At 55.0% G+C, this 24855-nt stretch carries 24 protein-coding genes; 8 read left to right on the top strand and 16 right to left on the bottom strand.

The annotated features are described in order from the left end of the window. Positions 1-15: 15 nt before the first annotated feature. Complete coding sequence (locus tag RZS32_RS01815; RefSeq protein WP_317055329.1) at positions 16-549, bottom strand: chemotaxis protein CheD; 534 nt, start codon at positions 547-549, stop codon at positions 16-18. After that, entirely contained in the window at positions 536-1405 is an 870-nt protein-coding gene (locus RZS32_RS01810) for a CheB methylesterase domain-containing protein (RefSeq protein WP_339106776.1), read from the bottom strand. Before RZS32_RS01810 ends, RZS32_RS01815 begins: the two co-directional genes overlap by 14 nt. Positions 1406-1926: 521 nt before the next feature. Between RZS32_RS01810 and RZS32_RS01805 the strand changes: the two genes are divergently transcribed. Genes RZS32_RS01805 through RZS32_RS01775 form a run of 7 tightly spaced genes read left to right on the top strand, consistent with a single transcriptional unit; the run spans position 1927 to position 6596 of the window. After that, a complete protein-coding gene (locus RZS32_RS01805) occupies positions 1927-2214 on the top strand; it encodes an STAS domain-containing protein (RefSeq protein WP_339106775.1) in 288 nt (95 codons plus the stop codon). Continuing rightward, complete coding sequence (locus RZS32_RS01800) at positions 2211-2591, top strand: response regulator (protein ID WP_317055326.1); 381 nt, start codon at positions 2211-2213, stop codon at positions 2589-2591. Before RZS32_RS01805 ends, RZS32_RS01800 begins: the two co-directional genes overlap by 4 nt. After that, the gene (locus RZS32_RS01795; RefSeq protein ID WP_317055325.1) at positions 2588-4696 is read left to right on the top strand and encodes a chemotaxis protein CheA; all 2109 of its coding nucleotides are present in this window, start codon (positions 2588-2590) and stop codon (positions 4694-4696) included. The genes RZS32_RS01800 and RZS32_RS01795 overlap by 4 nt, the downstream gene beginning before the upstream one ends. Before the next feature lie 4 nt (positions 4697-4700). Beyond that, positions 4701-5171, top strand: a complete 471-nt coding sequence (locus RZS32_RS01790; RefSeq protein ID WP_317055324.1) for a chemotaxis protein CheW — start codon at positions 4701-4703, stop codon at positions 5169-5171. Beyond that, the gene (locus RZS32_RS01785) at positions 5168-6061 is read left to right on the top strand and encodes a CheR family methyltransferase (RefSeq protein ID WP_339106774.1); all 894 of its coding nucleotides are present in this window, start codon (positions 5168-5170) and stop codon (positions 6059-6061) included. The genes RZS32_RS01790 and RZS32_RS01785 overlap by 4 nt, the downstream gene beginning before the upstream one ends. After that, on the top strand, positions 6058-6444 hold the full coding sequence (locus RZS32_RS01780) for a response regulator (protein WP_317055322.1): 387 nt from the start codon (positions 6058-6060) through the stop codon (positions 6442-6444). Before RZS32_RS01785 ends, RZS32_RS01780 begins: the two co-directional genes overlap by 4 nt. Positions 6445-6455: 11 nt before the next feature. Next, positions 6456-6596, top strand: a complete 141-nt coding sequence (locus tag RZS32_RS01775; RefSeq protein ID WP_339106773.1) for a hypothetical protein — start codon at positions 6456-6458, stop codon at positions 6594-6596. Positions 6597-6957: 361 nt separating this feature from the next. Here RZS32_RS01775 and RZS32_RS01770 read toward each other — a convergent pair whose 3' ends face one another. The 13 genes from RZS32_RS01770 to RZS32_RS01710 all read right to left on the bottom strand — a co-directional run bounded on the left by RZS32_RS01770 (position 6958) and on the right by RZS32_RS01710 (position 22483). Next, positions 6958-7374, bottom strand: a complete 417-nt coding sequence (locus RZS32_RS01770) for an oligopeptide/dipeptide ABC transporter ATP-binding protein (protein WP_339106772.1) — start codon at positions 7372-7374, stop codon at positions 6958-6960. A gap of 32 nt (positions 7375-7406) precedes the next feature. Next, positions 7407-8777, bottom strand: a complete 1371-nt coding sequence (locus RZS32_RS01765) for an ABC transporter ATP-binding protein (protein ID WP_339106771.1) — start codon at positions 8775-8777, stop codon at positions 7407-7409. A 5-nt stretch (positions 8778-8782) separates the two neighbouring features. Next, a complete protein-coding gene (locus RZS32_RS01760; RefSeq protein ID WP_317055318.1) occupies positions 8783-9706 on the bottom strand; it encodes an ABC transporter permease in 924 nt (307 codons plus the stop codon). After that, positions 9703-10653: an ABC transporter permease gene (locus RZS32_RS01755; protein WP_317055317.1), complete on the bottom strand. Its 951-nt coding sequence runs from the start codon at positions 10651-10653 to the stop codon at positions 9703-9705. The genes RZS32_RS01760 and RZS32_RS01755 overlap by 4 nt, the downstream gene beginning before the upstream one ends. A 74-nt stretch (positions 10654-10727) precedes the next feature. Continuing rightward, the gene (locus RZS32_RS01750; protein WP_317055316.1) at positions 10728-12356 is read right to left on the bottom strand and encodes an ABC transporter substrate-binding protein; all 1629 of its coding nucleotides are present in this window, start codon (positions 12354-12356) and stop codon (positions 10728-10730) included. Positions 12357-12645: 289 nt separating this feature from the next. Next, complete coding sequence (locus tag RZS32_RS01745; protein ID WP_317055315.1) at positions 12646-13068, bottom strand: universal stress protein; 423 nt, start codon at positions 13066-13068, stop codon at positions 12646-12648. Positions 13069-13080: 12 nt separating this feature from the next. After that, entirely contained in the window at positions 13081-15708 is a 2628-nt protein-coding gene (locus tag RZS32_RS01740; RefSeq protein WP_317055314.1) for a TRAP transporter permease, read from the bottom strand. Between the two features lie 95 nt (positions 15709-15803). Beyond that, positions 15804-16769 carry a TAXI family TRAP transporter solute-binding subunit gene (locus RZS32_RS01735; protein WP_317057833.1) on the bottom strand — a complete coding sequence of 322 codons (966 nt, stop codon included), beginning with the start codon at positions 16767-16769 and terminating at the stop codon, positions 15804-15806. A gap of 266 nt (positions 16770-17035) precedes the next feature. Beyond that, positions 17036-17749, bottom strand: coding sequence for an alpha/beta fold hydrolase (locus RZS32_RS01730; protein ID WP_317055313.1), 714 nt, complete (start codon positions 17747-17749; stop codon positions 17036-17038). Continuing rightward, positions 17746-19296, bottom strand: coding sequence for an ABC transporter permease subunit (locus RZS32_RS01725; RefSeq protein WP_317055312.1), 1551 nt, complete (start codon positions 19294-19296; stop codon positions 17746-17748). The genes RZS32_RS01730 and RZS32_RS01725 overlap by 4 nt, the downstream gene beginning before the upstream one ends. Beyond that, positions 19293-20348: a quaternary amine ABC transporter ATP-binding protein gene (locus RZS32_RS01720; RefSeq protein WP_317055311.1), complete on the bottom strand. Its 1056-nt coding sequence runs from the start codon at positions 20346-20348 to the stop codon at positions 19293-19295. The genes RZS32_RS01725 and RZS32_RS01720 overlap by 4 nt, the downstream gene beginning before the upstream one ends. Positions 20349-20429: 81 nt before the next feature. Beyond that, positions 20430-21395 (bottom strand): glycine betaine ABC transporter substrate-binding protein, encoded by a 966-nt coding sequence (locus tag RZS32_RS01715; protein ID WP_317055310.1) that lies wholly within the window; start codon positions 21393-21395, stop codon positions 20430-20432. Between the two features lie 44 nt (positions 21396-21439). Further along, positions 21440-22483: a D-cysteine desulfhydrase gene (locus RZS32_RS01710; protein ID WP_317055309.1), complete on the bottom strand. Its 1044-nt coding sequence runs from the start codon at positions 22481-22483 to the stop codon at positions 21440-21442. A gap of 109 nt (positions 22484-22592) precedes the next feature. Here RZS32_RS01710 and RZS32_RS01705 point away from each other — a divergent pair, with 109 nt between their 5' ends. Beyond that, positions 22593-23501, top strand: a complete 909-nt coding sequence (locus RZS32_RS01705) for a LysR substrate-binding domain-containing protein (RefSeq protein ID WP_317055308.1) — start codon at positions 22593-22595, stop codon at positions 23499-23501. Between the two features lie 20 nt (positions 23502-23521). Here the strand turns inward: RZS32_RS01705 and RZS32_RS01700 are convergent, their stop codons facing one another. Next, positions 23522-24811 (bottom strand): NAD(P)H-dependent oxidoreductase, encoded by a 1290-nt coding sequence (locus RZS32_RS01700; protein ID WP_317055307.1) that lies wholly within the window; start codon positions 24809-24811, stop codon positions 23522-23524. Positions 24812-24855: the final 44 nt, after the last annotated feature.

The following is a 24855-nucleotide window of genomic DNA, read 5'->3' as shown; positions in this document are numbered from 1 at the left end:
TTTTCTAAAATTGCTTTAGAATAACTCAACGCCGCTTGTGACTGCGTTGGGTTGTCGTGATTTGGATATATGATGATCGATGTCTATAGGAACTGAATCAAAACGCACCGAGACTGCCCGGCCGGTTGTTGGTGAAAATTGCAGGCGTCTGCCATTGACGCCTCCAAGATCAGCATAAGTCAGGCAAAAGCCTTCATTCTGGACAAAGTCGCGTGCGAATGCTGCGTTTTGATCGCCGATGCTGCTGAGACCTTTGACGACATTTGCACCCCCAAACAATTGAACTTCGAGACGATTGCGCGCGGCGCCGCGACGCAACAAGGCATTAATCAGTTGTTCCATGGAATGCGCCCCGTATTTGATATTGCGGTTGGTGTTTGGATCGCTGCCCGGCAATAAAAAGTGATTCATCCCGCCCAAACGCGTCTTTGGATCATGTAAGCAGGCGGCCACACACGATCCGAGAATGGTCGAAATCACTTCGCCTGGGATTTCTGAGACATAAAACTGTCCCTGAACTATGTGTTTTTTCGTTTCAACGAGCGACACGGGACAAGGCTCTCTTGGGCTTGGCTGCTGCGCGCAGGATGGCATCCCCAATTTTCCTGAGCGGGAGTGTTTCGCAAACCCCACCCAACTCTTGCGCGGCGCGCGGCATGCCGTAGACAGCACAGCTTTGACGGTCTTGTGCGATAGTCCATCCGCCGGCCGCCTTGATCAGCGCCATCCCATTGGCCCCATCTTTACCCATGCCAGTCAGCAAAACTGCGACCAATTCCGGAGCAAGATCGAGTGCCGATTTGAAAAGAGCATCGACGGACGGTCGGTGACCACATTCCGGCGGCGCAGCATGCAGTCGGCACCTTTGGCTAGAAGGCGTGATCATAAGGTGCTCAGAATTGCCTGGAGCAAGATAGATATGACCAGGCGCAATCTTCGCGTTTTGGGTTGCTGGCGTCACAGACGCATCACAATGGCGGTTTAAACGTTGCGCAAGACCATTCAGGAAGTTGCCGTTGATATGCTGCACGATGAGTGTTGGAGGGCAAGACGCCGGATATTTTGAAAGAACCGAAAGCAAAGCTTCTATACCGCCAGTTGAAGCTCCGATAACAACGGGTCTCCAAACTGTTTCGTCGCACACTCCCCTTGCGTCAGATTCCGTAAGACCTAGAGTTGTATCGGCGAGACTAAATTTGGCTCGCAGATAGGGTCCGAGCCCGCCAGCGGCCTTGATGGTTGGCCTATCAGCACATCCATTGGAAACTGCGTTGGTTGTCGTATCCCTCAAAACAAGGCTGTGCACCCCAAGCATGTCCAACAGGGCGGCATACATCGGGAAGTCATTCTGAACGAGAAACTTCTCATCTATGACAACAAGATCGGGCTGGTGTTGTTCTGTCATTCGATAGGCGTCTGTCAGGTCATGCACACATCCCAAAAAGCAAGACCAGGCTGGGACAGGGCAGAAATCGGCACATTCAATGTTGGCTTAGAAAGGTGTTCAACAAGTAAAACAGAGAATGCGCGCGGGGTGGCCAGGGTCATTGGAAAAGACTTTGCGATAGACAGGGAATGCGGTTCAGCAGCGATCTTGACATATCGTGCGGTGTCTTAAGAAAGCGATAATGTTCGGCAAAAAGCATTGCTGGTACTGACGTAAGAATGCCATTTGCGATTAAGTGTTTGTTTCCATTTAGCCGCTAACCAAGCAACACTTTTGATGAACTGCTGCCGCTTCCCAAGCCAGCGCTGCCTCATCAAGGATTGAAATTTGCGAGGTTGCATGGAAGCGCATGACGTGAGTTGGAAGAAGATAGCAGAGCCGCTGGCATGTCGATGACCGCGCTGCAAAACACACTTCCAAAGACGACAGAATTCCGACCGTTTCGGAAAGTTAAATTGCGTCAGAACAGAGGTTTGAAAATGACAATGGACCTAAGATTGCAGGCGCGTTTTGACGGTGCCTCCGTTGGGGTTTTTATGGAAGACCTCAGATCACGCAAAGGTGGAGATGTCTGCATTGACGGATCAAACGTGTCGTTTTGCGGTGCCTTAGGGGTGCAAGCCCTGGTGTCCGCGCAAAAGCAATGGCAGGCCGATGGCTACAGATTGGCGCTGAAGGCAAGTTCTGAACTCTTGGCCTGTTGTGCAACCCTGGGTGTAGATATCACGGCGCTAGGGTTGCTGGCGGACGACGGAGAGGCAGCATGACATTGCGCGTGTTGGCGATCGACGACTCCAGAACCATGCGCAACCTATTGGGCGCAACTTTGCGCGACGCGGGGTACGAGGTGGATCTGGCCGAGGACGGCGAGGATGGCCTGCGCCATCTGGAGAGCTTTCATCCAGATGTCGTGATCACCGATGTAAATATGCCGGTGATGGATGGCTTTGGCTTTATCGAAGCCGCACGATCCAGACAAACCGACCGGGTTATCCCAATTTTGGTACTAACCACGGAAACAGCGCCTGAATTGAAAGCACGCGCGCGGTCCGCGGGGGCAACAGGCTGGATCGTCAAACCCTTTGATGAAGAAAAACTAGTTTGGGCCATTGAACGCGTGGCGGCGTCTGGAGGGTCTGCATGACGGGCTCTAAGACGGAAGACTTCAAAGCGTCATTCTTTGATGAATGCGAAGAGCTTCTGGAGGCCATGCAAGATGGCTTTGACCAGATGGCTGATGATTTGCATGACAGCGAAACCATGCATGCGATCTTTCGGGCCGTGCACTCCATCAAAGGTGGTGCAGGTGCCTTTGGCCTCGAAGACCTGGTTGTGTTTGCGCATCATTTTGAGACATCTCTCGACACGGTCCGTTCAGGCACTGTCGATGCGGATGCGAATTTACTGGAACTCTTCCGACAATGTGGGGATCACCTCTCCGACTTGGTCGCAGCCTCGCGGGACGGCAGTGCGCTTGACGTGCAAGCTGCGGATGCTCTGCACGCGCGCCTCAACGCGGCAACGGGAGTGACCCCGGGGCCCGAAGAAGACATCATGCCGGATTTCGAACCAATTGCCATGGATTTTGATCTGGGCGCGCCAGAGCTGACAGGCGCCCTTGCAGAACAAGGTTTCGAAATCAATTTCACCACAAAACCGGAGCTGTTTACGTCTGGAAACGAGCCGTTGTTTTTGTTTCAAGCGCTTGAACGGTTGGGCCAGTTACAGGTGAGGGCAGATCTGGACCAAATCGCGCCGCTGAATGCGCTTGACCCAAACATCTGTGTCATCAGCTGGACTTTGCGTCTTGTGACTGACGTATCTGAGAGCACCGTACGCGAAGCCTTCGAGTTCGTTGAGGATGCGTGCATTCTGAATGTGACAGCTTTTGGAGCAGCTGATGAAGAGGTGCCTGCCTCAATGGCTGTCGAATTGCCATCGTTGAGCGACGTGACAGGAGCTCAAGACCTGGAACCTGTGCTTGCTGACAACATACCCAAAACGGCTAAGGAGACGCCCAAGCCCAAGTCAGAAAGACCAAAGACGGGGGGCACGATCCGTGTGGACCTCGACAAGGTGGACAAGTTGATCAACCTGGTAGGTGAGCTTGTCATCAAAGAGGCCATGCTCTCGCAATCCATCATCGACTTTGATCCGCCAGCCGAAAGCGACGTCTCAGAAGGGCTAGACGGGCTGAAACAACTCGCAAGCGAGATTCAGGAAGGCGTGATGGCCATTCGCGCCCAGCCTGTGAAGCCGATGTTTCAGCGCATGTCTCGCATTGTGCGCGAAGCTGCTGCAGCGACCTCCAAGCGTGTGCGCTTTGAAACGGTAGGTGACTATACCGAAGTTGACAAAACTGTGGTGGAGCGATTGGTGGATCCTCTGACCCACATGATCCGGAATGCGATCGACCATGGGCTAGAGCACCCAGAGGATCGCGTCGCAAATGGCAAGCCCGAAGAAGGGACAGTGACACTGTCAGCGGCGCATCGGTCCGGGCGTGTTGTGATCGAAATCTCTGACGATGGCGCCGGGGTCAATCGAAACAAAGTTCGCAGCCTTGCGGTTGAACGCGGTTTGATTGGAAATGAAGCTGAGCTCAGCCCGACCGAAATTGACAACCTGCTGTTTTTGCCGGGGTTTTCGTCCAAAGACGAAGTGTCCGAATTGTCCGGTCGCGGTGTGGGATTGGATGTCGCTCGAAATGAGATTATTGGCCTGGGTGGTCGGGTGGCAATCCAGTCGACACCGGGGCAGGGCACGTGCTTTTCCATCAGCCTGCCTCTGACCCTTGCGGTCCTCGAAGGCATGGTGATCAAGGTCGCTGATCAAACACTGATTGTGCCAATATCGGCCATACAGGAAACGCTTCAGCCTAGGTCTGTCGAAATTCACACCATCGGCGCGAAGGATAGGATTCTTCGTAACCGCCAGGCGCTGGTTCCAATCATTGATCTTGGCCATTTGTTCGGGTTTCGCAGCGAAATGAGCGATATGGATGGCGGTGTCATTCTTCTCGTGGAAAGCGACAGTGGCCAAAGATGTGCGCTGGTCGTCGACGAGATTCAGGATCAACGTCAAGTGGTCATCAAGAGCCTTGAGACCAACTATGGACAGGTTGACGGCATTTCAGCGGCGACCATCCTGGGGGACGGGCGCATCGCTCTGATTATCGATCCCGAAAACATCATCGCAGACAATGCCGCACCGGCGTCAGGCGATGCTGAGCTGCAAATGATTGGATAACCTTATGCAAGACGCCCTCCTAGAAGACCGAACCGAAGAGCGGCATGAAGTTGTTGCATTTCGCGTCGCAGATCAGGATTTTTGCTTTGATTTAACATCCGTACGCGAAATACGCGGATGGACTGAAACGACGATCCTCCCGCATGCGCAGCCTTACATGAAAGGCGTGATCAACCTGCGGGGGGCGGTGGTGCCCGTGGTGGATTTATCAGAGCGCCTGGGTCTCGGCGCGACCGAACCCGGTGCAAGGCATGTGATTATCATTACGGTAATCGGCTCACAGACGGTCGGTCTCCTGGCAGATGTTGTCTCTGACATCCTTTCCGTAAAAGAAAGCGATATGCATCCGATACCCGACATCATCGATGAAGTGGTTCGCATTTATGTATCAGGTGTGCTGGTCATTGACGGACGTATGATACGCCGTTTGAACCTGACCCGTCTTCTGCCCTCATCAGTACAAGATGTTCGATGACGCAGCCCATGGCCAATTCTGCTCCCTTGCAGCCGCTTGCAATCGATGAGGTTACGTTTAAGCGTCTGGCCGAGTTGGTGCGCGACGAAACGGGAATCGTTCTGGGCGACAATAAGCGCAACCTTGTTGTGTCGCGTTTGGCGCGGCGGTTGCGCGATTTGGATATGACGGATTTTTCGTCCTACACCCGTTTTATCAGTGCGCGCGAAAACCATGAGGAAAGACGTTTTCTAACCTCGCTGTTGACCACCAACGTCACGCGTTTCTTCCGTGAGGATCACCATTTTCAGGCGCTGGCCAAAGATGTTTTGCCGCCGCTCGTCGAGCGTGCGCGGCACGGCGGTCGAGTGCGGCTTTGGTCTGCGGGGTGTTCAACCGGAGAAGAACCCTATTCGATTGCGATGCAGGTTTTAGAGGCCTTCCCAGATGCGGCACGTCATGACTTTCGCATTTTGGCAACGGATATCGATGCCAAAGTCATTCAAACAGCCCAAACCGGAACCTACCCAAATCTTGCGGAAGGTCATGTGCCCGACGTGTTTCTCAAGAAGTATTTTCAGAGGTCAAATGACGTAGAAACCGCATGGCATGTGACTGAAAAACTGCGGGAACTCGTTACCTTTGGCGAGCTGAACCTGCTGCGCGACTGGCCTATGCGGGGTTTGTTTGACGTCATTTTTTGCCGCAACGTCGTGATTTATTTTGACACAGAGACCCAAGCGCGTCTGTGGTCAAGGTTTGGTGCAATTTTGGCACCCGACGGGCATTTGTTTATCGGACATTCTGAACGTGTGCATTCGGTTGATGATGCGCATTTTGAACCAACAGGCACGACACAATATCGGCGGGTTGACGCTCTGCCAAAGGTCGCAAAAAGGAGTCCGATATGAGTATCACTGAAAAACTGACGGTGATGGTTGTGGACGATATGTCAGTTAGCCGTGGGCTGATCATCATGGCGCTTGAGGCCATGGGCATCAAGAACATTGACTATTGCACCGACGGAGAGTCCGCCTTCAAACGTCTGGCGGCTAAACCAGTGCATCTTGTTATTTCTGATTACAACATGCCGGGTGCAGATGGTTTGCAACTTTTGGAAGGGCTGCGCAGGTTCAAACCCACACAAAGGATCGGTTTCATTCTTGTGACCGGAACGGCGGACCCGGGTGTTATAGATCGTGGTCTCAAACTGGGGATGAACAATTACATCAAGAAGCCGTTTTCACCAGAGGCTTTGAAAGCCTGTATCGAACGCGTTGTTGGCCGCATTTGAAGACGAGTGACATGTCTCAGTCCCGTGAAATTTGTGTGAAAGACGTATTGTCCAACCTGGCAACGGAACTTGCAGACCTGGCCAAGGTCGCGGCCAGCTTTGATGAGATGATCGGTGACTTTTTTCCTGTGACGGATCACAAGCCAGCATGACTCCTGAAATGCTTCAAAATGTCGATCTTTTTCGGCAGAGAATGGACTGCATCGCACTTCTGTGTCGCAACTTGGCCTGCCAAAAGATGGCCCCGCACAATCTGGATGCGGACGCATTGATCAAAGGCGTCTATCTGGAAATGGTCCGAAAGAGCTGTCTTAACGCGTCGGGCCTTTAACCTGAGACGTCCGCGAAAGGCGAAAGGCATGTAACGATCGGGTGTCGCGCGACGTTTCGCAACACTCTGTGGGTCAGGTTTATCGCGAAACGCTGTACGTATGGAACAAACTTCATTGAAAGCGTCCGGGGTGGGGTTGGTGGCTGTGTCTCATTTGAGAGCGTTTCTTGCGCCTCTCGAAGTTACATCAGCTCATCTAGCGGTCTATGGCATTCGATCCTATGGCCGTCTGCGCCATGTTGCTTTGGTGGGTCCTGCGTATCGCAGATGCCTGAAATGGCCACGGGACAGCGCGACACAAAAGGACATCCAGTTTGGCGAAGTTCGACGCCGCTGGCCAGCCCGGCTTTCTGTGCTTGCGATTCTGTGGTCTCTTCCAGCCAGCCAATGCGCGGCTCGGGCACAGAGGAAATGAGCAGCCTTGTGTATGGATGGAAGGGCGGCGACAGGATTTCGCTCACCTTGCCGATCTCGGCAACACGCCCTGCATAGAGCACGACAACCTCATCCGAAAAAGATGCGACCGTGGACAAATCATGGCTGATGAACACAAACGACACGCCAGTTTCATCTTGCAGCCGCGTTAGAAGATTTATCACATTTGCCGCCACGATAGTGTCGAGCGCGGACGTCACCTCATCACAAAGGACCACCTCGGGTTCTGCTGCCAACGCCCTTGCCAGGTTGACGCGTTGTTTCTGCCCCCCGAAAGCTCATGCGGATACCGGTCGGCAAAAGGCGGCGGCAACTCGACCATTTCGAGAAGCTCCAGCACGCGTTTGGTCCGCGCTTTGCCACGCAGCCCTTGGTAAAAGGTCAAGGGCCGGCCCAGAATATCTTTGATCCGCTGGCGTGGATTGAGCGCCGTGTCGGCCATTTGATAGACGAATTGCACCTTGCGCAGTTCTTCTTTGCCGCGATCCTCTAGCCGAGGGGACAAAGCCACACCGTCCAGTAAAACTTCACCGCTGTGTTGTGGCAAAAGCCCAGCCATGACCCGTGCCAGAGTGGACTTACCACAGCCAGACTCGCCAATGACACCAATTGTCTTGCGCTTGGGGATCGTGACGTTGATGTCCCGCAGGATCATCGCGGCAGGTTCGCCATTGCTGAGCCGTCCATAGCCTGCATCCATGTTGCGCACTTCGATGGCGGCGGCATGTCCATGCGGTTCCACGGCGTCGCTTTCTTCCGGCAGCGGGTTTATCGCGGCCATCAGGCGTTTGGTATAAGGATGCTGCGGGTCATTGATGATGACATCTGTCGGCCCGGCCTCCTTCACTTCGCCGTTGTAGAGCACAACGATGTAGTCTGCGATTTGCGCCACCACGGCGAGATCATGTGTGACGTAAATGGCTGCAGCGCCTTCATCCTTGATCACCTTCTTGAAGGCTTTCAGCACCTCGATCTGCGTGGTCACATCAAGCGCCGTTGTCGGCTCATCCAGCACCAGAAGGTCCGGGTCGCCGCAGAGCGCCATTGCGGCCATGAGACGTTGAAGCTGGCCACCGGAGACCTGGTGCGGATAGCGCGCTCCGATGGTTTCGGGATCAGGCAGATCAAGCGCGCGATAAAGGTCGAGCGCCTTTTTGTTGGCCTCCTCCTGCGTCTTCGTGCCGTGCAGAACAGGGGCCTCAGTGACTTGTTCGTTGATACGGATCGAAGGGTTAAACGTGGCGGCTGCACTTTGCGCAAGATAGGCCACGTTGATCCCGCGCGAAGGGCGCAATTCATCCGTGCTGAGCCCTGCGATATTCCGGCCCAAAAGCCGCGCTTCGCCCGAAGCAAATGTCAGCCCAGGCTTGCAATAGCCCAGAGCGGAAAGTGAAATCGTTGTCTTTCCCGACCCGCTTTCGCCGATCAGAGCGACAACTTCGCCTTTGTGCACCTGAAAGCTGACATCCTTGACGATGGGAAGATCGGTGCCATCCTCTCGCACGGCACTGATGCAGAGATCTTCGGCCTCAAAGATCACTTCGGGTGTCTGGGTGTCTTTCGCCATGCCCACTACATCCTCTTTGACAGCTTGCCGCCACCATGGGCAGAGATGTCGTCGACGATCAGGTTGATCGACACGGTCAGTGTGGCAATGGCCAAAGCTGGGGCGATGACCGAAAGTTGAGATGTGCCGTACTGCAACGCTCCGAGGTTTTCACGCACCATGCTGCCCCAGTCTGATTGCGGCGGTTGGATGCCAAGCCCCAGGAAGCTGAGGGATGAGATGAAGAGGATCACGTAGATCAGGCGCAACCCAAAATCGGTGATCAGCGGCATGCGCGCATTGGGCCAGATTTCGCGGGTGATGATCCACCAACGTCCCTCACCGCGTACCCGAGCCGCCTCGACATAGTCCATGACCATGATCTCCATACCAATGGCGCGGGCCAACCGGTAGACCACGGAGGCATAGATAAATCCTGCCGTGAGGACGAGCACCGTAATCGAAGACCCAACCGCGGCCACCACGACAAGGCCTAACATGATGGTGGGTAGACTGAGAAAGGCATCGTTTATCCGGCTGAGTACCATATCGACCCTTGGCCCGGACACCGCCGCCCCAATGCCTAGAACAACGCCAATGAAATAGGCAAGTGAGGTTGCCGCCACAGCAATGCCAATGGTGCGTCCCGCTCCATACATCACGCGCGATGCAACATCCCGATCTTCTACATCGGTGCCTAGAAAGGCGCCCTCTTTGGGTTCTTGGAATTCGCTGTAGTCATCCGGGAAGGGCAGGTCGTTTTCTCCATAAGGGGCGAGCCATGGACCGAGAATTGCGATGAAGAGCCAGAATGAAGTGATCACAATGCCGATCCAGCCGGTGATGGACGGCCAATAAGCCTGGCTAGGTGGGGCGTCGGGCAGTTCATCGAAGCTGATATCGGCGTCAAAAGGCGCGACGTAATGCGTATGATGGTCAGGGATACTCATTTCGGGTGCCTCAATCTGGGATTGGATGTAATGGCTGCGATATCTGCGATGAGCATCAGCAGCACGTAGGTCATGCAGAAGATCATGCCGAGGCCCTGGATCAGGACGAAGTCACGGGTTTGCACCGCTTGCACGATCAGCGTGGCAAGACCGGGATAGCCAAAATAGACCTCAACAACGACGACACCCGTGACAAGATAAGCAAGGTTTAGCGCGACCACGTTCACAATCGGTCCGATGGCGTTAAGCAGAGCATGGCGCAGGATGATGCGACGGCGCGGCACGCCTTTGAGGATGGCCATCTCGATATAGGGTGAACTCATGACGTTGAGCACCGCCGCACGGCTCATGCGGATGAGTTGCGAGGCAATGACGAAACTGAGCGTCGTGATGGGCAGAGCAAAATGCGCGATAAGTTGGAAGATATTCTTACCGTCTGCGGATCCGACCACCACGGCGTTGCCGATGCCCAGGACAAAGACCATCAGCAGAACCAATATGGTCGCGGTGAAGAACTCTGGCGCGGCCACAAGCGAGACCGAGACAAAAGTCAGGATGCGGTCATAGAGCGTGCCGGGAAACATCGCCGCCAGAATGCCCAGCGTGAGGGAAATCGGCACACCGATGGCGGCTGTCAGAACCGCAACATAGAGCGTGTTCTGATAGCGGTCTGAAATGAGATTCATGATTGGGGTATCACTGGCCAGCGACACCCCAAGATCTCCGCGCACGAAATTGCCAAGCCAGCTCAGGTATTGCTGCACATAGGATTTGTCGAGCCCAAGGCGTTCGCGCATTGCGGCCACGTTCGCCTCGGTGGCTTCTTGCCCAAGGCGAATCTGCGCCGCATCACCCGGTAGGATTTTCGTTCCGAAGAAAATGATCACGGATACGGCGAGCACGGTGATCACACCAATACCAAGCCGCTTCAGGATCAAAGACAGCATTACATGCCCTTTGTTTTGTGAGGGAAAGATGTGACCCTGCCATCAAAAGCAGGGTCACAAACCAACGGGCGCGCTTAGGCGTCGCGCCACAAAGTGACAGGCGATTCCGCGCCGCCAAAGTTGTTGAGAGGCACGTTTGAGCGGCCTTTCACATAGCTGGCGGCGGCATCCACGTAGTTGCGGTGCACCGGAAGCGACATGCCATTTTCCTCGTGGATCATGGTTTGCAGGTCGCAATATTTCTGACGCCGTGCATCCGGATCGGTTTCGCCACGCACATCCACCAGAAGCTGGTTGAAATTGTCGTTGTTCCAACGAGTTTCGTTCCAGGCTGCCGAGCCTTCAAAGGCCAGCGTCATCATGATGTTGGCGGTTGGACGCATGTTCCAGGAGGCCACGCAGATCGGCTCCTTGAGCCACACAGCGCCCCAGTATCCGTCGGTTGTCACCTTCTTGACGTCGAAGTTTGCGCCAATTTTCTGACCTTCGCGCTGCATGAAGAGACATTGCTCAACTGCACCCGGTGCCACTTCGGCCGCCACGACCGGAACTGGCGTTGAACCGATGCCCGACTGCTCCCAGTGCCACTTGGCTTTCTCTGGGTCGAGTTCCCGTTGCGGGATGTCGGGGCAGTGGTCGAAATAGGCTGCGTTGATCGGTTGGTCGTTGCCGAGAGAGCCCTGACCTTTGAGGACACCTTTCAGCAGGCGCTGACGGTCCTGCAGAAGCTGCATCGCTTGCCACATGTGCTGGTTGGACGATTGCTCCATGTCCAGACGCGGTGTGATGTTGACATAGGCACCAGCCTGGAGCGACCAGATATCTTTGCCGTCCGTGCCCTGCACCTGATCAATCGCTTTTGGTGGCAGGTTGACCATTGCGTCGACGTCGCCGGCAAGGAACGCGTTGAGACGGGACGTAGAGTCGCCGATGCCGTAGTGCTCCAGCTCATCGAGGTAGCCACCTTCGCCCCAGAAGTTTTCAAACCGGGTGCCGATGGTGCGGACGCCGGGCGCGAATTCCTTGACCTTGTAGGGGCCAGTGCCCACAGCGGTCGAGAAGTCAGTTGTGCCCTCTTGCAGGATTTTGAAATGGAACGTGCCAAGCGCAATGGGCAGGTCTGCATTGGGTGAGTTGAGAACGGCTTTCACCTCGTGGTCGTTCACTTTTTCCCAACGGTCGACCATCGTCACAAGCGACGCGGCCTTAGAGACTGACTCTTCGCCAAGATGACGGTTCATAGTGTAAATCACGTCATCCGCTGTGAGCGATTTGCCATCGTGGAATTCGACGCCTTTGCGAAGCTTGAAAGTCCACTCAGTGGCGTCGTCGTTGGACAAAACTTCCTCTGCCAATTCAGGCTCATAACCAAGCTCGTCCGTCAAACGCGTGAGCGAGCCGTAATACATCCGACCCCGGAAGTAATCGACTGCCGACGTGAAAAGAGCCGGATCAAGTGTATCATTGGGGCCATGCTGGTCCCCGGCCATGATCAGACGTCCGCCCATTTTCGGTGTTTCGGCAAAGGCCTTGGTTGCGCTGCCGAAGAGTACACCTGAGGCAGCAAGCGTTGCTCCGGACGCCATGAAGTATTTCAGGACATCGCGCCGGCTTGCGCCACGTTTGATCATTTCAAAAAGCTGTTGCTCGTCCCCATGAGACAAAGACCCATAACGCGGATCATTTTTCTTCATATCAGACATGTTCTATTCTCCCTGGTGTTGGATTTTTATGTGCCGCAACGTTCAAGCGTTGCGTTGATTTTTTCAGGCTGTAAGCCCTTTTTTGGTTTCCCCTAAAAGGCGGCCACACATTGAGCCGTCTTGCAAAGGAGCTTAGCAGACGAAAACCGCACCGGGCTACCCTTTAGCTTATTTCCTCAAAGAAAAACTTCTGTGTTCCTTTGGAAATTCCAAAGGATGGGTTCAAAATTCGAGCAATTAAGCTTTTCTGCAAGCAACGCGGCCATTTTCTAATTTTATGTCAACGCGCCTAGTCACCGCGAACCACCAAAACGGATTGTTTAGAGTGCCGCACCACGCGTGCTGCGTTGGACCCCAGGAGGTATTCGCGCAGCTCGGGTTGATGGGCTCCGATGATAATCAAATCGGCATCGATCGCATTGGCTTTGGCAATAACGCAATCATAGATTTTACCAGTTAGCACATCTTGCTGCGCTTCGAATCCAGCGGCCGATACTTCTGAGGCCAATTGTTTGGCTGCTTCCTTTCGGCTTTCGGACTCGAAATTTTCGTCGAAATACGAGCCGACGATGGCCATCCCCACATGTGGGATCACAGTTACCACGTGAAGTTCGCTGCCCCAAGGCTCCACCAGGGGTTTGGCCCGCGACAACAGTCTTTGCGCGTCTCCGGCCACGTTGAGGTCAACCGGAATAAGAACCTTCTTGAACATGTCTTTTCCTCCTCAAAATGCGGGTTGCGTAGCGCGCGGGCGTTGAATGGCGACAATCACCAGAAGCAACAAAAGAGCAGGAATGAAGAAGATTTCCTTCGGCATGCGCTCGTTTTCGACCGCGACGGCCTCGATTTGGGCAGGTGCATCACCGTAGAAGTCGTAGTCATTGCCCAACTGATCGAAATACTTCGTGCCGGGGAAGGGTTCTTCCAATGTCAGGATGTCACCGTCTTCGATCACCGTAAGACCCACCGCATCGAGCCTTTCAAGCGCAGTGCCTTCCGCTTCGGCAGTGTAGGCAAGTGTTATGGTGCCGACCACGCCTGTGTCGAAATCAGGGGCGGACACGCGCAAGCGTGCCGAGCCGCCCACTGGGAGGTCTTCCAGCGCAGCAAGAGCGGCGGGACCGGTGGTTTCACGATATTTCTCCTGCCATTGGTCCAAGAAGAAGTCTGGCCGGAAGAGCATGAAGACAACAAGCATCATGACCACGGATTCCCATTTGCGCGACTTTGCAATGAAGTAGCCCTGGGTCACTGCGGCAAAGACAAGCATGGCGATGAGCGAGACAAAGAACACCAGCACCGCCTTCGCTGGTCCCACATCAATCAGCAGCAAGTCTGTGTTGAAGATGAACATAAAGGGCAAGAGTGCCGTTCGGATGTCATAGCTGAAGCCCACGATGCCGGTTTTGATCGGGTCCCCGCGTGATATGGCCGCCGCCGCATAGGCGGCGAGCCCAACGGGCGGCGTATCATCTGCCAGGATCCCAAAATAGAACACAAAGAGGTGCACAGCGATCAGCGGAACAATCAGACCAGATTGCGCGCCCACGGACACGATCACCGGAGCCATAAGCGACGAGACCACGATGTAGTTCGCCGTGGTCGGCAGGCCCATCCCAAGGATAAGCGACAGAACCGCCACAAGCACCAAGAGGATCATCAGGTTACCACCTGCAATGGTCTCAATGACCTGGCCAATAATCTGGTGCGCGCCGGTCAAGGAGATCGTACCGACAATGATACCTGCGGCACCCGTGGCGACACCAATCCCGATCATGTTGCGTGCGCCACTTTCGAGGCCTGCCACAAAATCCCACCAACTGGTCAGTGTTTGAGTAGAGAAGTTGTCCGCACCACCGCGGAACATTGCTTTCAAGGGGCGGTGGGTTAAAGCCACGATGATCATGACAATCGTCGCCCAAAACGCCGAGAGGGCAGGAGACAAACGATCCAGATCTTCAGTTCGCACCATCAGGTTCCAGACCAGCACGAAGATCGGTAACGCGTAGTATGCACCACCTAGAAATGTTGGCGTCAGGCGAGGGGCCTCTACAACTTGGCTGTTGGGGTCATCCACGACCACGTCTGGGAATTTCGATGCCACGTAAACCAGCGCCAGATAGGCCACCAAGAGAAGTACAAGGGCAGGGTAAACCGTCGCGCCCGGCATCATCGGTTCCAGCATTGCGCGAAAACCGACCACCAAGAAGGTGATAGCCGCCATAGCCAAAAAGCCGGTGAGGAAGAGAACAAGGATCAGGATCACACCAATATGACGTCCGGGCTTTTTCAGGCCCTGCAGGTTCATCTTCAGGCTTTCCAGATGCACGATGTACAGCAGCGCAATGTACGAGATCACGGCCGGAAGGAAGGCGTGTTTGATGACTTCTATGTAGGGAATGTTCACATACTCAACCATCAGGAAGGCAGCAGCCCCCATCACGGGCGGCGTAAGCTGACCATTTGTCGAAGAAGCCACTTCGACCGCGCCCGCCTTTTCCGGGGCAAAGCCAATACGTTTCATCAAAGGGATGGTGAACGTGCCCGTCGTAACTGTGTTGGCGATAGAGGAGCCAGAGATCATGCCGGTCATCATGGAAGACAAAACCGCAGCTTTGGCCGGGCCGCCGCGAAGTGCGCCCAGCAGGGCAATGGCCACCTTGATGAACCAGTTGCCGCCCCCTGCCTTTTCAAGCAGGGCGCCAAAAAGCACGAAGAGGAAAATCATTGTCGTGGAGACACCCAAAGCCACGCCAAAGACGCCTTCGGTTTGCATCCAGTAATGGCCCATCGCCTTGGCAAAAGATGCGCCGCCGTAGTTGGTCACGCTGCCAACCCATTCCGAATATCCGCCAAAGAAAGCCAAGGCGAGAAAAGCGGATGCAATGATGACAAGAGGCAGGCCAAGAGATCGGAACACCGCAACCATCAGCACGCACATGCCAATGCCGGACATCACGATGTCGGTCGTGGTCCAGAGCCCGGGCCGGTCAGCAATCTCGAAGCGGAAAACAACCAGATAGAGACAGGAGGCAATGCCGAGAACCATCAGAATCCAGTCATAGATCGGTATGCGATCTCTGTGACCGAAAATCGGGAACGCTAGTGTGGCAAGGCTGATGGCAAAGGCGAGGTGAATGTAGCGTGCTTGCGCGACGATATTGGCAAACTCACTGACACCTGTGACCTGCGCCAAGACGCCCGGGACCTTCGATGCAATATAGAGATGAAACAGGGACCATGTGATACAGAGCGCAAAGATAAGCTTTTTAGCAAACGGTCCGGCATTGCGGGCGCCGGTATCGGCCTCTGCGACCATATCTTCGGCAGATTTATTCGCTGCGTCTGTCATCCCTCTGGTCCCTCTTGGTCTTATTTTTTAAGCAAAAACGCCAGCGCATCGGAGGATACGCTGGCGCTGATTTTAGGACATCTTTGCGATGTCTCTTATTCCATCAAGCCCAGCTCTTTGTAGGCTTTCTCGGCACCTGGATGCAGCGGAGCTGACAGGCCGTCGCTGATCATCTGCTTGGCGTCGAGATTGGCAAATGCCGGGTGCAGGCCACGGAAATCTTCCAGATTGGCCATCACAGCCTTGGCGACCACATAGGCCACGTCCTCTGGGACTTCGGCAGATGTCACAAAAGTTGCACCCACACCGAATGTCGTGGTGTCCGTATCCGTACCGGCATACATGCCCGCCGGAATTGTTGCGACACGGTAGTATGGGTTATCTGCAACCAACGCGTCGATAGCATCACCAGTGACTGAGACGAGTTTCACATCGCAGGTGGTCGTGGCTTCCTTAATCGCAGCAGCCGGATGACCAATGGTATAGATCATTGCGTCGATGTTGTTGTCGCAGATCTGTTTGGCCATCTCCGAGCCCTTGTACTCGGTTGCCAGGGCAAAGTCGTCTATGCCCATGCCAAAAGCTTCCATCACCACTTCCATCGTGGCGCGTTGACCAGAACCGGGGTTGCCGACATTGACACGCTTGCCTTTCAAGCCTTCAAAAGACTCAATGCCACTGTCCCCACGCACCAGAAGCGTAAAGGGTTCTGGGTGGACTGAGAACATCGCCCGGACGTCCGGGAACGGATTGTCTTCGAATTTCGACGTTCCGTTGAATGCGTGATACTGCCAGTCGGACTGGGCCACGCCGAATTCCAGCTCACCGGCCTTGATCGTGTTGATGTTGTAGACAGAACCGCCTGTGGATTCCACCGCACAGCGGATGCCGTGCTCTTTGCGGTCGCGGTTCACCAGACGGCAGATTGCACCGCCGGTCGGATAGTAAACGCCCGTCACACCGCCGGTGCCGATTGAGATAAATTTGTCTTGCGCGATGGCGGCGCCACCAAAGGCAATCGTCGCGGCAGCAACCATGCCACCGATAAATTTCATGTGCATCATGAGGTCTCCCTAATCAATCGCGCGCTTCTGCGCGTCGTTTGTTCCAAAAGCGTCGCTAAAGTTGCCCGGGATGTCACGCAAAAACTAAACTTTTTGGTCTAACATCAAATTTTTAAGGGTATTTCCAACGGTCGGAGCGCATTTGAGCGCGCCTGTTCCGGGTTTTGCATCAAGCTACGGAGCGTTTTCGATTCGTCTTGAGCCAGCCTGACGCAAGCATGTGTCGACGTGACATGGCCGCTCTCGCTGCGAGGCTTATAGGCTTAAGCGTGTGCCAGAAACCCTTCAATCAATTGGTTGAAGAGCCGAGGACGTTCCATGTGGACGGCATGCGCGGCGTTTGGAATGACAGCGAGATTGGATGTCGGAATGTCCTGCCACAGCTGTTCAATTTGCGGCCACGCGTAGGTGCGGTCACTATCACCCCAGACAATCAATGTGGGGCAGGCAATCTGTGGCAGGTGGTCCACTCCGGACCAGTTTTGCATCGCCTCAAGCCCTGCCAGGATGGCCGGAAGTGTACTGGCTTCGGCAATGGCCGCGCATTCGGGATAAGGCTCTGCCTTTTCCCGCTGCAGAAACCATGTGGCTGCAATTCGGCGTGCTGTGGCATTCGCACCTTCGTCTTTGGCGCGATGCATGGATGTTTCTATTGGCTCGAAGCGACCGGGCAACACACCGACGGCACCCGTGCCATACAATATCAATCGTTCGACGCGCTCTGGTGCGCGACGCACCATTTCTTGTACGATCATGCCGCCCATCGAGTGACCCAGCAGGTCGAACCGCTCAACGGTGATCTCACTCAAAACCCAGTTCGCGAAGTCCGCAATTGAGTTTACGGGCGGCAGATGCGCGTTTTTACCAAAACCTGGAAGGTCGACGCGGATTAAGTCCCGACCCACCCCAAGCGTATCTTGCTTTTGCCACTGATCGCTGCCGCCCATGAAACCATGAACAAAGACCAGCGGTGTCACTTGCGTTGACCCTGTACGATACGATCCAGGATCATGGCGCAGAAGAGAATTGAGAACCCGGCGAGGATGCCCTGGCCGACATTGGCATATTGCAACGCTTCCAAGACGTCCTCACCCAGACCCTTCGCGCCGATCAGAGAAGCCACAACAACCATCGCCAGTGAGAGCATGATAGTCTGGTTTATTCCGGCGCGGATCGAGGGGCTGGCCAGGGGCAGATCAACCTTGGTTAGAAGATACCATTTGTTGGCCCCGAAACTGATCGCCGCTTCGCGCACACTTTCAGGCACGCCGCGCAGGCCAAGAACGGTAAGACGCACCACCGGAGTTCCGCCAAAAATCATGGTCACGACCACGGCCGCAGGTTTGCCGACCCCGAAGAACGCAATGACAGGGACCATGAAGACGAAGGCTGGCATCGTCTGCATGAAGTCCATAATGGGCTGGATAAAGGCATAAAACCGTGGACGTCGTGCGGCGAACATCCCCAATGGGATCCCGATCACAATCGACAGGCACGCGGCTGTTCCCAGCAATGCCAGTGTCGTCATCGCCGCCTCCCAAAAACCCAGCAGGCCCATATAGGCGAGAAAAGCGCCTGAATAAATTGCAGTACGCACGCCCGCCGTGAGCCAGGTCAAAAGGATGATCAGGCTGGCGATCACGATCCAGGGGGTTTGGACAAGGATAACTTCCAAAGCATCAAGGAGCGTGCGGATGCCAAAGGTTAACCCGTCAAAGAACGCTTCGCTGTTGCGAACGCAGAATGCAATGAAGTCTTCAACCCAGGTGATACCGGTCAGGCGTATATTAGGATCGGTCGGAAAGGCCGTAAGAAGAGAATAATGACCTGGGAAACTGTAATGCACCATAGCCGTCGCAACGATAAGGAACATGAAAACTGCGCTGAACACGATTTGCGCAACAGGCAGACCGGAACGGATGCTGCGGTCTGAAAGCCAGTCAGAAAACCGTGCCTCAAGCGCCCAGTTGGCAACAAAGGCCTGCACCAGTTTTACAATGATCAAGATGGCAACGCCTGTGAGCGCTATAGTGGTCCCTTGTTCTGCAAGAGCTGCGGCTTCATCTCTAAACCCGTCAATACTTGCTTCCAAGGCGTCTACAGCGCGTTGATAAGCGTCCACACGATCCGATTGTTCTGCTATCGCAGCGGCGAGTTGCTCGCGGCGCAATTCCAATGTGCCTTCGATGGATTGGATTCGCGCCGTGGCTTCAGAGGCAAGATCACCAAACAAACCGCGCGCAATTTGTACAAAACCCAAAGCCTCGAGGATAAGGAAGGGCAGTGCCCAACTCCACAGCCCACGCGCCCCAAACCAAATTGGACCAAAAAGACCTGCCATCGCATTGAATGTTGCGGTAAACTTGGCTGATGCGCCGATCTTGTCGAACATCCGGATGTAGTAGTCCGGGCTGGTGCGCACGAAGGTGCGAATGTTTTCGCGGCGCTCCTCGGCATAGGCCAGCGCCGCCTCGCTCTCGGTATCTTCAAGCGGGTTCACCCCAAGATCGGTTGTGTCGGTCATGATACTTCCGTCCCTTCGATCACAGTGCGCAGCAGATCCGCGCGGGTGATGACACCCACGTCCTTGCCCTCAGCGCGCACGACAATTGGGGTGTCATTGTCTATCGCGAGGTTGATCAGATTGCTGAGCGTTTCTGCCTCATCCACGCGCGGAGCATCGGCCGCCACAGGTCCATTTGCAGCAACATGCACGTCAACCGGTTGCATTACTGCATGGGCATGCACGACTTTCAGGCGGGAAATTCCAGCGACAAAATCGGCTACGTAGTCATCCGCGGGATGCATCACAATGTCTTCCGCCGTGCCAATTTGCACCATCTTGCCATCGCGCATGATCGCGATGCGATCGCCGATGCGCACGGCCTCGTCGAGATCATGGGTGATGAAAATCGTCGTCTTCTTCAGAATTTTGCTCAGACGGATGAACTCATCCTGCAACTGTCGCCGAATGAGGGGGTCAAGCGCTGAGAAAGGCTCGTCCATCAACAAAACGTCAGGGTTGGCCGCCAAAGCCCGTGCCAGACCGACACGTTGCTGCATCCCGCCCGAAAGCTCATGGGCAAATTTGGAGCCCCAGGCGCCTAGTTCAACAATATCGAGGATGGCGGCGGCCTGGCGCATCCGTTCATTTTTGGCAACTTGCCGGATCTCCATCGGCATCGCCACGTTGTCGAGCACTGACCGGTGCGGCATCAGCGCGAAGTTCTGAAAGACCATACCGATTTTTTGGTTTCGAAACTGCTGAAGCTGTTTCGGCCCGAGGGCCATCACATCGGTGCCCTCAATTTCAATCTTGCCGGCGGTTGGCTCCAAAAGCCGGTTGAAGTGGCGCACAAGCGTTGACTTGCCGCTGCCCGAAAGGCCCATGATGCAGAAGATTTCGCCGCGCTTCACTTCTAGGCTCACATCTGCCACACCAACAACAGCGTTGAACTCTGCCAGAACCTCAGCCTTGCTCAGCCCGCGTGTTTGGATAGCTTCCAAAGCTTGTTCGGGTTTGGAGCCAAAAATCTTCCAGACATTGGAGATTTCTATGACGGTTTCATCGGTCATTGGGGAGATGTCCTGCAGGTGCTCAGGTGTGCCAGCACCGACAGGCAACCGGTGCTGGCAACATGTTTTGAAACAATTGTCTTAGAGACCCAACCAGCCGTCCACGCGGTCCGAATTCTCTTCGATCCATTTCTTTGCCGCATCCGCGGGGTCTGTGCCATTCGCACTGATGTCATAGGCCAAGGCGCTGACATCATCCGCATTCAGTTGGAAGTTCGAAAAGAACTCAGCAATGGCCGGAGAGCGATCCCCAAGTGAGTTGGACCAAGCGATCTGAACGTTTTTCAGAGCATCTTTTGTCGCGACGCTGGATTTCTCATACCAATCTGCATCGTCTGACGGCTGAACCATCACGTATTTTTCTGGGTCAAATGTTGGTTCGCTGAGCATTTTGACGTCGAACTGGAACCAGACCGCATGGGGCTTGTAGCAGTAGAAGGCATAGCCTTCGCCCTTGGCGATGCTGTCCTTGATACGCGCGGTTTTTACGCTTTCCTCCGCACGAACAGGCTCAACGAAGTCCAACAGGCCGTAGTCCCGTACTTTGACTTCATTCACGTTGGCAGAAGCCCAGCCCGGCGCGCCGATCCACATTTCACCTTTGCCGTTTCCATCGCTGTCCATAAGTGCGGCCACATCAGGACGGCCCAGATCGGCAATATCTGTGATGTTGTTGGCTTCGCCGAAGTCTTTGGAAACACAGAAACCCTGATTTCCCTCATATGGGTTGGACGACAGCGTCACAGTGCCGGCCTCATCCACATATTTCTTGGTAAAGCTTTCCTGGTTGGGCAGCCAGACGTCGGGATGCACGTCGATATCACCCTTACCCTGATCCATCGCCTGGAAAATCGTGGCGTTGTTGCCGGGCACATATTCAACTTTGCCGCCAATGCGCGAGGTCACAACTTCGCCCAGCACATGCGCAATAGCCTGCGCGCCGGTCCAGGACGGCACGCCGATTTTGACCTCTTCTGCAGCCAGCGCAGGCATTGCCAGCATGCTGACTGCGGCTGCAAAGCCGAGGGATTTCAGTTTGGATGTCATAGTTTTCTCCTCTGTTGGTTGATGCGCCCTTGAAGGGCGTCTGGTCATTGTAAGGACGCGACAAGTTGCTCCTGATACGCAAACAGCGCTGTAGCGCCGCCGGTATGCAGAAACAGCACATTGTCTGTCGGTTTGAAAAAACCACTTCGCGCCATACCAATAAAGCCAGCCATACCTTTGGCTGAATAAACTGGGTCAAGAAGGATGCCTTCTTGACGTGCGGTTATGTGAATTGCCTCTAAAGTGGACTCTGCGGGAATACCGTAGCCTTCTCCTACATACCCGTCATCGACAAGGATTTTGCTAAGTGGGATGCTACCCGCTCCTAGTTTTTCGAGCGTTTTTTGGGTCAAGGCGTGCACAGCATTCATTTGCTTTTCGCGCGGCTGACGGACACTGACGCCCATCACGGGCAGATCATGGCCAATCGCGTGGAACCCAGCCACCAGTCCGGCTTGGGTGCCTGTGCTGCCTGTGCCCATCACGAGCCAGTCAAAGGACTGACCGGTTTCTTTTGAGTAGTCGGCAATCTCTTGGGCGCAATTGGCGTAGCCCAAAGCGCCTATTGCGTTTGAGCCGCCACCAGGAATGAAATATGGTTTGTGTCCCTCGGCACGCAGAGTTTCGGTTACGGCCTTGGCTTCGGCATTCATATCAAGTCCCGCGGGGCGGAACTCATGCGTGGCCCCAAAAAGGGTATCAAGAAGCACATTGCCGGTTGCCTCGTAGGATGCGTCCCGATCCGGCACTCGACGTTCCAAGAGCACGTGGCATTTCATACCAACCTTGGCAGCGGCGGCTGCAGTTTGACGGACATGGTTCGATTGCACCGCGCCTTGTGTGACCAGCATGTCCGCATTGTCACGCACCGCTTCGCCCACCAGAAACTCCAGCTTGCGGGTTTTGTTTCCGCCCGTGGCGAGCCCGGTGCAGTCATCGCGCTTCATAAATAGGCGCGGTCCACCCAAAAGCTCCGACATGCGTGGCATTGCTTCGATGGGTGTTGGGCGATGGCACAGTTTGATCTGCGGAAAGCGATCAAAATCTATGCGCGACGCCTTGCGCTCTAACGTTTCAGCCTCGGCCATCACTTGCCCCCTTGATAGAATCTAGATGCCAAAGCCTGAAACATTATCCGTGATGCATCCAATGTTATGTTCGAATGACATTATGCAAAATTTGCATTACGATGCTTGGATGGACACATCTTTGTTTCGTGATCTTCAGCGTTTGCAGCGGACTGGCAACTTTTCTCAGGCCGCTGTTTTGAGCAATCTCAGCCAGCCGGCATTCAGCCGGCGGATCAAAGCACTGGAGACTTGGGTCGGCGCAACGCTTGTAGACCGAACACGTCATCCTGTGCGTCTGACAGAGGCAGGCACACAGATGCTTGAGGCTGGGCTACAAGCCCTATCCAGGATTGAGCAGGAGCGCAGCCAAATCCTTGAGGCGCAATCATTGCCTGATAAATATGTGGTGACTTTTGCCGCCCAGCACTCAATCAGCTGGCGGTTTTATCCCGCATGGTTGCTGTCACTGGAAGAGGCGTACGGCCCCATCATGTCACGGCTGCGGGCGGATGATCTGCCGAATTGTATGCGGGATCTCGAAGAGCGAGAGGCAGATTTCGTGATTGCATACCGGGGTTTTAACAAATCCGAAGCGGCACCGTTTCAATCCATCCTCATCGGACATGACCAGATGATCCCGGTTTGTAAACCTGATGTGGATGGCAAGCCGCTATTTGCGTTCGACACGCCGAATATCGAGATGCCTTACCTGCGCTTTCGTGATGTCGCGCCGATTGGCAACCATCTTGACACCCTGTTCAAATCGCATGGGCTGAACTCACGGTTACGCACCGTTTATGAGAACTCCATGGGTGGTGCGCTGCGCATCCGGGCGCGTGCCGGTGACGGGGTTGCCTGGCTGCCCAAGAGCCTGGTGGCCCCGGATCTGGAAAGTAAACTATTGGTGCACACTGGAGAGCCGGAGTGGACCATTGATTTGGAGATCAGGATGTATCGAAACGTCAAACATTCCAATCGTTTGACACGGTCCATCTGGTCGTTCCTGGAAGTGCGCGAAAACGTGTCTCTGGCCTAGGGGGCCTAACTTTAAACGGATCAGTCGCCCAAAGCTTGCCGATACAGAGTAACCACCGGATCATCGGCCAGCGTTACATCAGACATTTGTAATGTGGACCCCTGGGCTACGTCACACGTAAGCGTCACATTTTGAGCAAGCCCAATGGGTAGCGTGTCTTTCGCGTGCGAAACAGGTTGCGCCTTGCCCCAGACAGTATAGCCGCCCTCGCCATCGAGTATTTCACCAGCCTTCAGATCCCTTTTGGCCACGGCCGCCACCGTGCCGCGCATCTCACGTGATTGCCCGGTTGGTTCGCGCCGCAGGGCGGCGCTGAGCACGGAAATCGAAAGTTCCAAGCCAATCAGGTGAAAGGGCTTGTACATGGCCGCAAAACGCCCGGTATCGTCAGTGGGAAGACCGTACTGCCGAAAACACGCGGCGGCATAGTCATTGGGCGCTTCCAGCACCACGTAGACACCCCAACGCAGGTCTCTGAAAACCGGGCGACCATCGCGCTCGACCGACGAGATGGTTTCGACCATGCCGCGCCCTTCAAGGTGCCCGCCCATCTCCTTGGGCCGTAGCACATGCGCAAGATCGTCCACACCACAGGGCGGAAAGGCGAGGCCATCGGTCGGCACGTTAAGACCGCAAGCATTGGCAATCGCGACCATTTCAATGGCGCTTTTGGTGCCGTCGAGAAAGGAATTGAACATTTGCGGGTTCATGCCCGCCGCGGCGGCGTCTTCGGGCGAGAGGCCGTAATGCGCCCAAACTTCGTCAGGCGTGACCGAGTGATAGGCGAGCAGGTACTTGGTGCCTTTGCCCGCAGCGGCCACGGAAAACCCGGCGGATCTTGCCCAGTCAACCATTTCGGACACAAGCGCGGGCTGGTCCCCGTAGGCCATGGAATAGACCACACCCGCCGCGCGGGCTTCTGCTGCCAGCACCGGGCCGACGAGAACATCGGCTTCGACATTGACCATCACGATATGTTTGCCCGCCTTAATGGCGGCCCGCGCATGCGCGATGCCTGCGCGGGGATGGCCGGTGGCTTCGATCACGACATCCACATCATCCCGTGCCGCAAGCGCTGCACCATCTTCCTCGAACGACGTGGCCGCGATCCGCTCAGGCGACCAACCCACCGTCTCACACGCTGCCTTGGCGCGAGGCACGTCCAGATCAGCAATCGCGCTAACCTCAAGGCCTTGGATGGTTGGCACCTGGCTGAGGAACATCGAGCCGAATTTTCCCGCGCCAATAAGCCCGGCACGCACAGGCGCATTTCGCGCTTCGGCCTCAGTGGCAAGAGTCGATAAATTCAAAAGACGCTCCTCTTCTTGGTCAAATCTTCAGTTGAAGGGCCTCA

The sequence above is a fragment of the Roseovarius sp. W115 genome (genome assembly GCF_032842945.2).
GTDB lineage: Bacteria > Pseudomonadota > Alphaproteobacteria > Rhodobacterales > Rhodobacteraceae > Roseovarius > Roseovarius rhodophyticola.
The sequence above is the reverse complement of the archived record's forward strand: the minus strand, read 5'-3'. Positions and strand labels throughout refer to the sequence as shown.